The organism is Luteimonas sp. A611 (assembly GCF_054072715.1).
Genome location: NZ_JBSVRP010000001.1, coordinates 193,286 through 206,130, shown reverse-complemented (window position 1 = coordinate 206,130; position 12,845 = coordinate 193,286). Strand labels below are relative to the sequence as shown.

Genomic DNA, 12,845 nt, shown 5'->3' with positions numbered 1-12,845 from the left:
CCGGACCGACACGGGAGGCCACCGGAAGCCGGCTCCGCCAGACGGGCTGCGGGACTCCTTCGCATCCCGTACACATCCGCTGCGAAAGGATGGGCGGTTGTTGAACTCCCGGCGTCCCGCTTGCCCTCTTTCCACCGGGTCGGCAATGATCGCCGGGTGTGCAGGGGATTCGGGGGCCGCTCGGCGCCGGGGTTCCCTGCGTCCCGACCGGCCCACCTGTCCCCGAGCGATGCCGAACCCTGCCCTTCCAACCCCGCTGTCGAACTGGCGCCTGATCGCGCTCGGCCTGCTGGTCGCGCTGATCATCGTCTCGCCGTTCGTGCTGCTGCGGCAGGCCACGCAGAACGCCGACGACGCATGGCAGGCAGTGGCGCACACCCAGCGGGTCGAGATCACGGTGCAGACCCTGGCCTCGCACATGCGCAACCTGGAGGCGGGCGCGCTGTCGCTGGCCGGCGGCGTGGACAACGAGGCCCTGCGCAGGCGTGTCGCCGACAGCCGGGGGCAGATCCTGCCGCTGCTGCAGCAGTTGCAGGAGATGACGCGCGACAATCCCGAACAGCAGCTGCGCATCGGCGGCCTGCAGACCCATGTGCTGCTGCGCAAGGCCCAGGCCGACCACATCATCGACCAGGGCACGGACACCACCATCGCCGATATCGACGAGATGGTGGCGCGCTATCCGATCCAGGCGCTGATCGCCGGGATCGTCCAGGCCGAACAGACGCTGCTGGCCGAGCGCCAGGCGCGCGCGGACCGCGTGGTCGAGCGCGCGCGCACCGCGGCCTGGGTGGCGATGAGCTGCCAGCTGCTGCTGCTGGGGGGGGTGCTCGTCTATTCCGGACGCCAGATCGCCCACCGCCTGCGCGCCGAGACCGACGCGATGCGCGCCAGCGCGCGCGCCGGCGTGGTGCTCGACACGGTGCGCGAGCCGATCGTGGCGATCGACCACCAGCAGCGGGTGGTGATGCACAACGCTGCCTTCGCCGAACTGTTCGGCGTCGAGGACGACGCGCGCGGCATGCCGCTGGCCGAGATCGGCGATGGCGCGTGGCAGGACGAGCGCATGCTGCGCCGCCTGGCCGACGTGCTGGGCCGTGGCCGCGAGCTGTGGGACTTCGAGCAGGTGCAGCTCACGGCCGACGGGGTCGAGCGCACGATGATGATCAATGCCCGGCGCATGCCGCTGCCCGACAGCGAGGACTCGGTGGCGCTGGTGACCGCCAGCGACGTCAGCGTGCAGAAGGCCAGCGACCGCCAGATCCGCGAGCTCAACCGCCAGCTCGAGGGCAAGGTCGAGCAGGTCTCGGACGTCAACCGCGAGCTGGAGGCCTTCAGCTATTCGGTCTCGCACGACCTGCGCGCGCCGCTGCGCCACATCGCCGGCTTCGGCGACAAGCTCGGCCGGCACCTTGGCGACGGCGCGGACGAGAAGACCCGCCACTACATCGAGGTGATGGTGTCCTCGGCGCAGCGCATGTCGGCGCTGATCGACGACCTGCTGGTGTATTCGCGGCTGGGCCGCAGCGCGCTGCGCCTGCAGACGGTGGACATGCAGTCGCTGGCCTCCGAGACCCTGGCCATGCTCGACGCCAACAACGCGACCGACTCGCCCGGCCACGCGATCGAATGGCACGTCGCCCCGCTGCCGGTGGTGGTGGGTGACGAGAACATGCTGCGCCAGGTGTGGCTGAACCTGCTGGGCAACGCGGTCAAGTACAGCCGCGGCAGCGAGCCGGCGCAGATCGAGGTCGCCTATCGCCGCGGCGACGACGATGCGCACCACTTCACCGTGCGCGACAACGGCGCCGGCTTCGACATGAAGTACGCGAACAAGCTGTTTGGCGTATTCCAGCGCCTGCACGCGCCCAGCGAGTTCCCGGGCACGGGCATCGGCCTGGCCAGCGTGCGCCGGGTGCTGACGCGGCACGGCGGCCGCATCAGCGCCGAATCCGCGCCGGGCCAGGGCGCTACCTTCCATGTCACGCTGCCAGGCGCAGGCGACATCCCCGCATCCAACGAGAACAAGCCATGACCGAACTGCGCACCATCCTGCTGGCCGAAGACAGTCCGCACGACGCCGAGATGGCGATCGACGCGCTGCGCGAGGCGCACCTGGCCAACCCGATCGTCCATGTCGAGGACGGGGTGGAAGTGCTGGACTACCTGCACCGGCGCGGCAAGTGGGCCGACCGCGCCGAAGGCGATCCGGCGGTGCTGCTGCTGGACATCAAGATGCCGCGCATGGACGGGCTGGAAGTGCTGACCGAGCTGCGCGGGGACGACCGCTTCAAGGCCCTGCCGATCGTGGTGCTCTCGTCCTCGCGCGAGGAAAACGACCTGGCGGTGAGCTGGGACCTCGGGGTCAACGCCTACGTGGTCAAGCCGGTGGACGTGGCCCAGTTCTTCGATGCGGTGCGCACGCTTGGCCGCTTCTGGGCCGTGCTCAACGAACCGCCAGCGCTGGACTGACCGGCATGGCCGCGTGGTCCGTGCAGGATGCAGGACCTGGCATGGCGTGGCGCGTGCTGCTGGTCGACGACTCGGCCGATGACGCGGAGCTTGCCGAGTACGCGTTGCGCAAGGGTGGGCTGGTCGTCGAGTGCAGGCGCGCGTGTACCGCAGCGGGGGTGGAGCAGGCGCTGCGGGAGTTCGCGCCGCAGGTGGTGGTGTCGGACGTCAACCTGCCGGGCTATTCGGGCGCGGAAGCATTTGCGCTGGCCCGCGCCCACGATCCGGCCCTGCCCTTCGTCTTCGTGACCGGCGGCACGGCGCCGGGTGACAACCCGCCGCCTGCGGACGGCCTGCTGCTCAAGGACGACCTGGATGCGCTGCCGGCGTTGCTGCGCAGGCTGCTGATGACGGGCCGCGCCACGGTGCCGGACGCCTGAAGACGGACTTTGCTCCTTCCCCCGCTTGCGGGGAAGGCTGGGATGGGGGCGCTCGACGCGAGCCAGGCCACTGCAAGACCACGCCACCGGTTTCGCCCCCACCCCGGCCCTTCCCCGCAAGCGGAGGAGGGAGAAGATCAGGCGCCGGACTCCGCGCGCCTCAACTGCCTCGTTCGGCCAGTCGCTGCTTGCGGATCTGCGATTCGACCGCGGCGATCGCGGTCATGTTGACCACGCGGCGCGGGCGCGAGGCGGTGGTCAGCACGTGCGCGGGCTTGCTCACGCCCATCAGGATCGGGCCAAGCGCCACGCCGTCGGTCATCACCCGCACCATGTTGTAGGTGATGTTGGCCGCGTCCAGGTTGGGCATCACGAACAGGTTGGCGCGCCCTTCCAGCGTGCTGTTGGGGAAGATGCGGCGGCGGAAGTCCTCGTCCCAGGCGGTGTCGGCCATCATCTCGCCGTCCACTTCCAGCTTGGGTGCGCGCTTGCGCAGGATCTGCAGCGCCTGGCGCATCTTGCGTGCGCTGCAGTCGTCGTGGCTGCCGAAGTTGGAGTGCGAGAGCAGCGCGATCTTGGGCTCGATCCCGAACAGCTTGAGCCGGTAGGCCGCCTGGATGGTGCTCTCGGCGATCTGCTCTGGCGTGGGATCGTTCTGCACGTGCGTGTCGAGGAAGAACCACAGCCCGCGGTCGTTGATCACGCCGGTCATGGCCGAGGTGCTCTGCACGCCAGGATCGAGTTCGAACACGCTGCGGATGTAGCCCAGCTTCTTGTGGAAGCGGCCCACCAGCCCGGTGATCATCGCATCGGCTTCGCCGCGATCGACCATCACCGCCGCGATCAGCGTGGTGCGCGAGCGCAGCAGGCTCTTGGCCGCTTCGGGCGTCACGCCACGGCGCTCGGTGAGCTGGTGGTAGTGGGTCCAGTATTCGTGGAAGCGCGGGTCGTCGTCCTGGTTGGTGATCTCGAAGTCCACGCCCGCGCGCAGGCGCAGGCCCAGGCGCTCGATGCGCGATTGGATCACGTCCGGGCGCCCGATCAGGATCGGATGGGCCAGGCCTTCGTCGACCACGGTCTGCACGCCGCGCAGCACGGTCTCGTTCTCGCCTTCGGCATAGACCACGCGCTGGCGGTCGGCGCGGGCGCGGTCGTACAGCGGGCGCATCACCAGCGCGGTGCGGTGGTGGAACTGCGCGAGCTTCTCGCGATACGCCGCCATGTCCTCGATCGGACGCGTGGCCACGCCGGTGTCCATCGCCGCCTGCGCCACCGCGATGGCCACGATGGTCAGCAGGCGCGGGTCGAACGGGCGCGGGATGATGTAGTCGCGGCCGAAGCAGGGAATCTCCTCGCCGTAGGCCGCGCCCAAGTCGCTGGCCTCGCTCTTGGCCAGTGCCGCGATCGCGTGCACGCAGGCCAGCTTCATCGCCTCGTTGATGCCGGTCGCGCCCACGTCCAGCGCGCCACGGAAGATGTAGGGGAAGCAGAGCGCGTTGTTGACCTGGTTGGGGAAGTCGGAGCGGCCGGTGGCGATGATCGCGTCCGGACGGATCGCGCGCGCTTCTTCGGGCAGGATCTCCGGGTAGGGATTGGCCAGGGCGAGGATGATCGGGTTGTCCGCCATCGTCGCGACCATCTCCGGCTTGAGGATGCCGCCGGCCGACAGGCCCAGGAAGACGTCCGCGCCCTCGACCATCTGCGCCAGGGTGCGGTGCGGGGTGTCGCGCGCGTAGCGGCGCTTGGCCTCATCCAGGTCGTCGCGGCTGGTGTGGATCACGCCGCCGCGATCAAAGGCGGTGATGTTCTCGGGCTTCAGTCCCAGCGCCACCAGCATGTCCAGGCAGGCGATGCCGGCCGCGCCCGCGCCGGTGGTGGCGAGTTTCACGTCCTCGATCTTCTTGCCGGCAATCTCCAGCGCATTGACCACCGCCGCGCCGACGATGATCGCGGTGCCGTGCTGGTCGTCGTGGAAGACCGGGATCTTCAGCCGCTCGCGCAGCTTGCGCTCGACGATGAAGCACTCGGGCGCCTTGATGTCCTCGAGGTTGATGCCGCCGAAGGTGGGTTCGAGGCTGGCGATGATCTCGACCAGCTTGTCGGGGTCCTTCTCGTCGATCTCGATGTCGAACACGTCGATGCCGGCGAATTTCTGGAACAGCACGCCCTTGCCCTCCATCACCGGCTTGCCGGCGAGCGGGCCGATGTCGCCCAGGCCCAGCACCGCGGTGCCGTTGGAGATCACCGCCACCAGGTTGCCGCGCGCGGTGTAGTCGCTGGCCTTGGACGGATCGGCCGCGATTTCTTCGCAGGCATAGGCCACGCCCGGCGAGTACGCCAGCGCCAGGTCGCGCTGGGTCAGCATCGGCTTGGTCGCCATCACCTTGATCTTGCCGCGCGGCTCCACGCGGTGGTAGTCGAGGGCGGATTGGCGGAAGGCCTGGGCGTTTTCGGAGTTGCTGGGCTTTTCGTCGGACATCATGGGCAGGCCGTGGACTGAAGCTTGATTCTAGCCCCACGCTCGCGACCGATCTTGGCTGATCGCCGCGGCGGGGCTGCGGAACCCGGCCGCGAGGCGCCCCCAGGCTCGCAGCGGCGGCAGCGCAGGCCGGCCCGGCTCAGCTGTGATCCGGCAGCCGGTCCAGCCTGATCCGGTTGGCGAACAGCGAGAACGCCAGTTGCCCGGCCAGGCCGTTGGCGCGTGCGACCCAGTCGGGCAGCCAGCGCGGCGGGGCGAGCACGCCGGCTTCGAACAAGGGGTCCAGGCGCGTCACATCGTCCAGGGTCATCTTGCCGGCGAACAGGCGCCGGCACTGGCGCAAGCGGCCTTCGCGCAGCGCCTGGCGGAAGAAGGTGTGCACCTCGACGAGGCCGCGCAGGTAGACGGTGTCCTTGGCGAAGGCGGCACCGCCGCCCAGCGGCACGCCGCGGAACACACGCTGGGCCGAGGCGAAGCTTTCCGCCGCATCCTGCCCCGCGTCGCGGAACCAGCCGAACACCTGCAGGAAATCGGCGCCGTCCAGCGCCATCGCGATCGCCTCGGTGCGCAGGCTCACACGTTTCATGCGCTCGATGTCGATGCTGCCGGTGATCTGTTCGGCGAGCACCGCCAGGCCTTCCTGGGTGGCGGTGATCCGCGGTGAGGACATCGCCAGGCTCGGCAACACGGTCTGTTCGCGGCCGTTGAGCGCGGTCAGCGAATGCACCAGCGCCTCGTGGTGCAGCAGCTGCGCGCGGTCGTAGTCGCTGAACGCGGCGCCGTCGCGCAGGCGGATGCGGTAGGCGCCGGCGGCCGCCTTGGCGATCAGCTCCGGATCCAGCTCCACCGTCACCACGCGGCCGCCGAAGAAGGCGTCCAGCTGGTTCTGCAGCTGCAGCTGCAGGGCGGTGGCCGAGATCGGCACCTGCTCTTCGGGCGCGAGCAGTTCGCGGTCCAGTTCGTCGGCGATGCCGATGAAGTGGCGCGCCGCCTCGCGCGTGGTGATGGTGCCGCCCGGCAGCGGGTCGCCGGGATGTCCGTAGAGCATCACCGACAGCGCGCCAGCTTCCCGCGTTCCCAGCGTTTCGAGCATGCGCGCCGCCAGCTGCCAGTGCCGTGCCGAATCGATCAGGTAGGCGCCCAGCGGGTGGCCCGGGTCCGCGGCCGCGACGATCGCGTCCAGCTCGTGCCGGACGTCGCTGAAATCGTGGGCCGCGTACTCGAACCGGGGCATGCGCTCCACGCCGCGCGCCAGGTCGGCCAGGAACGTCCGCTGCACCGCGGCCGGCCAGCTGGCCAGCGCCAGCACGCGCAGGCCGCGCGCGGCGCGGACCATGCGCGCGTCGAGGGCGGCGTGGTGGGCGATGGAGTCGGGCATTTGCGTGATCCCCGGAAGGGTGCGCACACGCTAGCGGAAAATGGTGGCGCAGGCCGGAACAGCGCCGTGGACGCGCTCAGGGCCTGCGCGGCTTCCCGTCACGCCGCGTCGCCGGCTTGCCCGGGCGCACCTCGGCCTTTTGCGCCAGCCGCGAGGCCAGCCGCTCCGCCGCCACCGCCACCTCGTCGCGCAGCTTGAGGTAGTTGCCCAGCCGGCCGCGATCGAGCGTGCCGGCCGCCAGCGCCGCCTGCAGCGCGCAGCCGGGCTCGCGTTCGTGGCTGCAATCGCGGAAGCGGCACTGCTCGGCCAGCGCCTCGATCTCGCCGAAGCCGCCGTCGGCCAGACCTTCCTCGCCGGTCGGCTTGAGCTCGCGCATGCCCGGCGTGTCGATCAGGCAGGCGCCGGACGGCAGCGGGATCAGGGCGCGATAGGTGGTGGTGTGGCGGCCGCGCGCGTCGGACTCACGCACCGCGGCGGTCTTCATCTTCTCCACGCCGAGCAGGGAATTGGTCAGCGTCGACTTGCCGGCACCCGACGATCCCACCAGCACCGCGGTCGCGCCTGCCGGCAGGTACCGATCAAGCGCGCGCACGCTGTCCGGATCGCGCGCGTTGACCGCGAGCACGGCCACGCCCTGCCCCGCCACGACCGACAGCGCCGCCAGCGCGGCATCGGCGTCGGCGCCGGGACAGTCGGCCTTGGTCAGCACCACCACCGGCGTCACGCCGTCGGCCTGGACCAGCAGCAGGTAGCGCTCGATGCGGCGCGGATTGAAATCCCCGTCCAGCCCGCACACCACCAGCACCACGTCGATGTTGGCGGCGATCAGCTGCTGGCGGTAATGCTCGCCGGCGGCGCCGCGCTTGATCGCGCTGTGCCTGGGCAACATGGCGACGATGCTGCCGTCCTCGACCAGCACCCAGTCGCCAACCACCGCGCGCGCTTCGGGCGCGACCTTGCCCTTGCGGTAGCCGGGCGGGCGCTGCCACTCGGGCGGGGATTCGACGGTGAAGGCGCGGTCGGTTGCATCGGCAACCACGTAGCCGCTGCGGTGCTGTTCGATCACCCGCGCCGGCTGTGCCTGCGGGTGGGCATCCATCAGCTCCGCCCAGGGTCCCGGCCCCGGCCTGCCGGCAAAGGGCCAGCCGATGGCACGCAGCGCACTGGTGACGGGGTTCAAACGCGTGCGGGCATGGTGTGCATGGCGCGATTCTACCGCCGCAGCGGCGTATGATCCGACGTTTCGCGCGGCCTCCCGCCGCCTTTGTGCCGCTCCGATGTCCGCTCCCAGCCTGCCCACCCGCGAACGCCTGTCCGAAGTCCGCTACGAAATCCGCGGAGAACTCGCCCGGCGCGCCCGCGAGCTCGAGGGTCAGGGCCACAGCCTGATCAAGCTCAACATCGGCAATCCGGGCGCCTTCGGCTTCCGCGCGCCTGAGCACCTGCAGCGCGCGATCGCCGACCACATCCACCACACCGATCCCTACACCCACCAGCAGGGCCTGCCGGAAGCGCGCGAGGCAATCGCCGCGCACCACGTCGCGCGCGGCACACCCTGGGCCTCGGCCGAGCGCGTATTCATCGGCAACGGCGTGAGCGAGCTGATCGACATCTCGCTGCGCGCCCTGCTCAATCCCGGCGACGAAGTGCTGGTGCCCTCGCCCGACTATCCGCTGTGGTCGGCGGCCACCATCCTCAACGACGGGCGCCCGGTCTTCTACCGGTGCCACGAAGGCAGCGGTTTCCTGCCCGACCCGGTCGAGATGGAGGCGCTGGTGTCCGCGCGCACCCGCGCCATCGTGCTGATCAACCCGAACAACCCGACCGGCGCCAGCTATCCGCGCGAGTTGCTCGAACGCATCGTCGCGATCGCCGCGAAGCACAACGTGCTGCTGCTGTGCGACGAGATCTACGACAGCATCCTCTACGACGGCAACACCTTCGTGCCGGTCGCGCCGCTGGCCGGCGACGTGCCCTGCCTGTCCTTCGGCGGCCTGAGCAAGGTGCATCGCGCCTGCGGCTGGCGCGTGGGCTGGGCGGTGCTGTCGGGCGATCCGGCGCGCAGCACCGCGTTCCGCAACGCCATGGACCTGCTCGGCGCGCTGCGCCTGTGCGCCAACGTGCCGGGGCAGTTCGCGATCGAGGCCGCGCTGACCGGCGCCGACACCATCACCCCGCTGTGCTCGCCGGGCGGACGCCTGTACGAAGCGCGACGCGCGGTGATCGAGGCCTGCGCGGCCAGCGAACACCTTGAGCTGGTTGCACCTGCCGGCGCGCTGTACGCGTTCCCGGGCGTGGTCGGCGACGCCGCGCAGGGTTTCGACGACCACGGCTTCGCGCTGGAGCTGATGGAAACCGAGGACCTGCTGATCGTGCCGGGCACCAGCTTCAACGTGCCCTACCGCAACCACTTCCGCGTCACCCTGCTGCCGCAGCCGGAGATGCTGGTCGAGGTGTTCGCACGCATCGACCGCGTGCTGGAGCGCCGCGCCGTGGCCAACCGCAAAGTCGTGCCGCTGAAGAAGAAGGCGCAGCCGGCGGCGTGAGGGTGGCGACGCTGAGGGGCGGACGGCTTTTTTTGCCGCGGATTACGCGGATGAACGCGGATATGTACTTGGCTTGATTCGCGTTGATCCGCGTAATCCGCGTAATCCGTGGCAAAAAAGATTCTTCCAGGGACCGATGACGGACACGATGACGGACGCGATTTCCTGGCTCGCCCTCGGCGACAGTTACACCATCGGTGAAGGCATCGACGAGGCCGGGCGCTGGCCGCTGCAGCTTGCCGCGGCGCTGCGCGAGGGGGGCATCGCGCTGGCCGATCCGCGGATCATCGCCACCACCGGCTGGACCACGGACGAACTGTCGGTGGCGATCGATGCGGCCGCGCCGCTGGGTCGCTTCGGTTTCGTGAGCCTGCTGGTCGGCGTCAACAACCAGTACCGGGGTCGCGCGCTGGCCAACTATCGCGGGGAGTTCGATGCCCTGCTCGCACGCGCCACCGTCCTTGCCGGCGATCGCGCGGACCGCGTGCTGGTGCTGTCGATCCCAGACTGGGGCGTGACGCCATTCGCGGCCGGCACCGGGCGCGACCGCGCGACCATCGCGCGTGAACTCGACGGCCACAACGCAGCCGCGCGGGCGCTGTGCAAGGCGCGCGGCATCGCCTTCGTCGACATCACGCCGGTCAGCCGCGCACGCGGCGCCGAGCCGATGATGCTGGCCGCCGATGGCCTGCATCCGTCCGCGGCGATGTACGCGCAGTGGACGCGTCTGGCGCTGCCCGTGGCGCGTCGGTTACTGTCCGCGCATGACTGACCAGACCCTGCGGCCGCTCGATGCCGCAACCGCAAAGGGAATTGCGCGCGCCTTCCTGCCGGCGCACGCCCTCGGCAACCGCTACGACTACTACTACACCCTGATCAAGCTGCGCACCGACCCGCTGTACCCGGGCGTGCTCGATGCGCTGCGCGGCTGCAGCGCGCCGCTGCTCGACCTGGGCTGCGGACTCGGCCTGCTCGCGCATGCGCTGCGCGTGGACGGACAGGCGATGCCCTATGTCGGCGTGGACATCGATGCGCCCAAGATCGAGCGCGCGCGCCGCATCGCCAGCCAGTCCGGCCTGGCCGACACGCGCTTTGACGTGGTCGACCTGGCAAGTGGCTATCCGCCGCATTCGGGCAGCGTGGCGATCCTGGACGTGCTGCAGTTCCTCACCCGCGAGCAGCAGGCGACCCTGCTCGATGCCGCGATCGCAATGCTCGCGCCGGGCGCGGTCCTGGTCATGCGCGCCGCGCTCGACGACGGCGGCGCCCGCATCCGCCGCACCCGCGCCGGCGACCGCTTTGCCGCGCTGACCGGCTGGATGCCCGACCGACCCAAGCACTACCCGACCGTGGATGAACTGCGCGCACGGTTCGACGTGGCCGGCCTGGCGGTGGACATCCGCCCGTGGTTCGGCAACACGCCGTTCAACAACTGGCTGGTGGTGGCGAGGTTGCCGGAGGCTCGGGGCTGAGCTGGGCGGGTGCGGCGGCTGACGCGGTGATCGCGGCTGAAGCCGCTCCTACAAAGAGCGGGAACGGTGCCTACTGGACGCGGTGATCGCGGCTGAGGCCGCTCCTGCAAGGAGCGGGAACGGTGCCTACTGGGCGCGGTGATCGCGGCTGAAGCCGCTCCTACAAGGAGGGGCGTGAACCGTGGCTTCTGTAGGAGCGGCTTCAGCCGCGAACGCGACCTACGCAACCGTGATCCATCCGCCCCGCGCGACACCACGTCGACAACGCGCCCCTACACGCCGCGCGGCACCACGGCCCGGTACCCCAGCGCATCCAGCCGCTGCAGCAGCCCGCCGATCATCTCGACGCTGCGCCCATGCGGCGCGCCTTCGTGCAGGAGCACGATCGCGCCAGGCGCCAGGTCACGCTCGATGCTGGACACCACCCGCCCCACGTCGCTGTGCACCGCGTCGAAGCCGCGCGCGCTCCACGCCACCCGCGCCAGCCCCGCATCGCGCAACGGCGCCGATACGAACGGGTTGGCATGCCCGACCACGGCGCGGAACCAGCGCGGCGCCTGTCCGGTCGCCTCGGCAAGCTGGCGCTGCGCGTCGAAGATCTCCGCGCGCATCCGCCGCGGCCCCAGCGCCCAGAACCAGGCCTGCGGATGCGAGCGGCTGTGGTTGCCGATGTCGTGCCCGCGCCGCGCGATCTCGCGCACCAGTTCCGGGCGCGCCGCGGCGCGGTCGCCGACCAGGAAGAAGGTCGCCTTCGCAGCGTGCGCATCGAGCAGGTCGAGCACCTCCACCGTGTCGTCGGAAGGGCCGTCGTCGATCGTCAGCCAGACCTCGCGTACCTGCGACGGCAGCCGCGACAGCACCGGCCCGTACAGCGGCGAATTTGGCGCCAGCACGCCCCACCAGGCCAGCGCATGCGTGGCCAGCATCAGCGGCAGCCCCACGGCCCAGCCCCAGCGCCACCAGGCCCAGGCCACCAGCAGCTGCGACAGCAGCAGCAGCGGCAGCCAGGCGTGCGGCCGGCGTGGGGGACGGTGCAGGATTTCCATGCGTGGATGATGCCACCGCGCGCCGCGCGCAACGCCGTGTTGCAGGCCGTCCACGGACGATCGCGGTACCATGGCAGGCCCGCTCCAAGGATCGCCGCCATGTCCCTTGACCCCGCCCTGCGCACCCGCATCGACTCGCTGCTGCAGGCCAACCGCGCCGTGCTGTTCATGAAGGGCGTGCCGGCCGCGCCACAGTGCGGATTCTCGGCCAAGGCGATATCGGCGCTGGACGCGCTGGGCGCCGACTATGCGCACGTGAACGTGCTGGCCGACGCCGAGATCCGCGAAGGCATCAAGGCCTACGGCGACTGGCCGACGATCCCGCAGCTGTACGTGAACGGCGAGCTGGTCGGCGGCAGCGACATCATCGCGCAGATGGTCAACAGCGGCGAGCTGCATACCGCGCTGGGCCTGCCCGCGCCGGACCGCACGCCGCCGTCGATCACGATCACGCCCACCGCGCTGAAGATGATCCGCCAGGCGATCGACGATGCCGGCGGCGAGGTGGTGCTGCAGGTGGACGTGGACCGCAACTTCCGCACCCGCCTGAACCTGGGTCCTGCGGACGCCGACGCCGTGTTATCCGAGGTCGAAGGCGTGCGCGTGCAGTTCGACCTGGCCGGCGCGCGCCGCGCCGAAGGCCTGACCATCGACTTTGCCGACGACATGCGCGGCAAGGGCCTGGTGATCGAGAACCCGAACGCACCACCACCGGTGTCGCAGACCAGCCCGGGCGAGGTCGAAGCGCGGGTGCGCGCAGGCGAGATGACCCTGGTCGACGTGCGTCCGCCGGAAGAGCGTGCGATCGCGTCGGTGCCGGTGGCGTTCATGACCTTCGACGCGGGGCGCGCCGAGGTCGAGGCGCTGCCCAAGGACGCGGCGATCGCGTTCATGTGCCACGGCGGCGGTCGCAGCGGCCGCGATGCCGAGGAATTCCGCCTGATGGGCTTCCGCAATGTGCACAACGTGGCGGGTGGCATCGGCGCCTGGTCGGATACGGTGGACCCGTCAATCCCGAAGTACTGAGCCTGCC

Annotated in this window: 11 protein-coding genes; 7 read left to right on the top strand and 4 right to left on the bottom strand. The window is 70.4% G+C overall.

From position 1 onward, the window contains the following. The first annotated feature begins 229 nt into the window (after positions 1–229). From ACW5EG_RS00905 to ACW5EG_RS00895, 3 genes are read left to right on the top strand one after another with little or no spacing between them, the layout of a single operon-like run. The gene (locus ACW5EG_RS00905; RefSeq protein ID WP_457020599.1) at positions 230–2,035 is read left to right on the top strand and encodes a sensor histidine kinase; all 1,806 of its coding nucleotides are present in this window, start codon (positions 230–232) and stop codon (positions 2,033–2,035) included. Next, positions 2,032–2,472 (top strand): response regulator, encoded by a 441-nt coding sequence (locus ACW5EG_RS00900; RefSeq protein WP_457016692.1) that lies wholly within the window; start codon positions 2,032–2,034, stop codon positions 2,470–2,472. The genes ACW5EG_RS00905 and ACW5EG_RS00900 overlap by 4 nt, the downstream gene beginning before the upstream one ends. A 5-nt stretch (positions 2,473–2,477) precedes the next feature. Then, positions 2,478–2,891: a response regulator gene (locus ACW5EG_RS00895; protein WP_457020598.1), complete on the top strand. Its 414-nt coding sequence runs from the start codon at positions 2,478–2,480 to the stop codon at positions 2,889–2,891. A gap of 160 nt (positions 2,892–3,051) precedes the next feature. On the opposite strand, the gene ACW5EG_RS00890 is transcribed toward ACW5EG_RS00895, so the two are convergent. From ACW5EG_RS00890 to rsgA, 3 genes are all read right to left on the bottom strand, one after another. Further along, entirely contained in the window at positions 3,052–5,370 is a 2,319-nt protein-coding gene (locus ACW5EG_RS00890) for an NADP-dependent malic enzyme (RefSeq protein WP_457020597.1), read from the bottom strand. A gap of 139 nt (positions 5,371–5,509) precedes the next feature. Then, a complete protein-coding gene (locus ACW5EG_RS00885) occupies positions 5,510–6,748 on the bottom strand; it encodes a flavohemoglobin expression-modulating QEGLA motif protein (protein WP_457020596.1) in 1,239 nt (412 codons plus the stop codon). 76 nt (positions 6,749–6,824) lie between these two features. Beyond that, a complete protein-coding gene (rsgA, locus tag ACW5EG_RS00880) occupies positions 6,825–7,847 on the bottom strand; it encodes a ribosome small subunit-dependent GTPase A (RefSeq protein ID WP_457020595.1) in 1,023 nt (340 codons plus the stop codon). Positions 7,848–8,025: 178 nt separating this feature from the next. Between rsgA and ACW5EG_RS00875 the strand changes: the two genes are divergently transcribed. From ACW5EG_RS00875 to ACW5EG_RS00865, 3 genes are all read left to right on the top strand, one after another. Next, a complete protein-coding gene (locus tag ACW5EG_RS00875; RefSeq protein ID WP_457020594.1) occupies positions 8,026–9,294 on the top strand; it encodes an aminotransferase class I/II-fold pyridoxal phosphate-dependent enzyme in 1,269 nt (422 codons plus the stop codon). Between the two features lie 148 nt (positions 9,295–9,442). Further along, on the top strand, positions 9,443–10,066 hold the full coding sequence (locus ACW5EG_RS00870; protein ID WP_457020593.1) for an SGNH/GDSL hydrolase family protein: 624 nt from the start codon (positions 9,443–9,445) through the stop codon (positions 10,064–10,066). Continuing rightward, positions 10,059–10,766, top strand: coding sequence for a methyltransferase domain-containing protein (locus ACW5EG_RS00865; protein ID WP_457016682.1), 708 nt, complete (start codon positions 10,059–10,061; stop codon positions 10,764–10,766). The genes ACW5EG_RS00870 and ACW5EG_RS00865 overlap by 8 nt, the downstream gene beginning before the upstream one ends. Positions 10,767–11,038: 272 nt before the next feature. Here the strand turns inward: ACW5EG_RS00865 and ACW5EG_RS00860 are convergent, their stop codons facing one another. Continuing rightward, complete coding sequence (locus ACW5EG_RS00860; protein ID WP_457020592.1) at positions 11,039–11,812, bottom strand: polysaccharide deacetylase family protein; 774 nt, start codon at positions 11,810–11,812, stop codon at positions 11,039–11,041. Between the two features lie 99 nt (positions 11,813–11,911). Here ACW5EG_RS00860 and grxD point away from each other — a divergent pair, with 99 nt between their 5' ends. Next, on the top strand, positions 11,912–12,838 hold the full coding sequence (gene grxD / locus ACW5EG_RS00855) for a Grx4 family monothiol glutaredoxin (RefSeq protein ID WP_457016680.1): 927 nt from the start codon (positions 11,912–11,914) through the stop codon (positions 12,836–12,838). The last annotated feature ends 7 nt before the right edge of the window (positions 12,839–12,845 follow it).

Excerpts from the sequence above, each read along its gene's own strand:
- ACW5EG_RS00905 (WP_457020599.1), top strand. The coding sequence starts at position 230 with ATGCCGAACCCTGCCCTTCCAACCCCGCTGTCGAACTGGCGCCTGATC.
- ACW5EG_RS00900 (WP_457016692.1), top strand. The coding sequence starts at position 2,032 with ATGACCGAACTGCGCACCATCCTGCTGGCCGAAGACAGTCCGCACGAC.
- ACW5EG_RS00895 (WP_457020598.1), top strand. The coding sequence starts at position 2,478 with ATGGCCGCGTGGTCCGTGCAGGATGCAGGACCTGGCATGGCGTGGCGC.
- ACW5EG_RS00890 (WP_457020597.1), bottom strand. The coding sequence starts at position 5,370 with ATGTCCGACGAAAAGCCCAGCAACTCCGAAAACGCCCAGGCCTTCCGC.
- ACW5EG_RS00885 (WP_457020596.1), bottom strand. The coding sequence starts at position 6,748 with ATGCCCGACTCCATCGCCCACCACGCCGCCCTCGACGCGCGCATGGTC.
- rsgA (WP_457020595.1), bottom strand. The coding sequence starts at position 7,847 with ATGGATGCCCACCCGCAGGCACAGCCGGCGCGGGTGATCGAACAGCAC.
- ACW5EG_RS00875 (WP_457020594.1), top strand. The coding sequence starts at position 8,026 with ATGTCCGCTCCCAGCCTGCCCACCCGCGAACGCCTGTCCGAAGTCCGC.
- ACW5EG_RS00870 (WP_457020593.1), top strand. The coding sequence starts at position 9,443 with ATGACGGACGCGATTTCCTGGCTCGCCCTCGGCGACAGTTACACCATC.
- ACW5EG_RS00865 (WP_457016682.1), top strand. The coding sequence starts at position 10,059 with ATGACTGACCAGACCCTGCGGCCGCTCGATGCCGCAACCGCAAAGGGA.
- ACW5EG_RS00860 (WP_457020592.1), bottom strand. The coding sequence starts at position 11,812 with ATGGAAATCCTGCACCGTCCCCCACGCCGGCCGCACGCCTGGCTGCCG.
- grxD (WP_457016680.1), top strand. The coding sequence starts at position 11,912 with ATGTCCCTTGACCCCGCCCTGCGCACCCGCATCGACTCGCTGCTGCAG.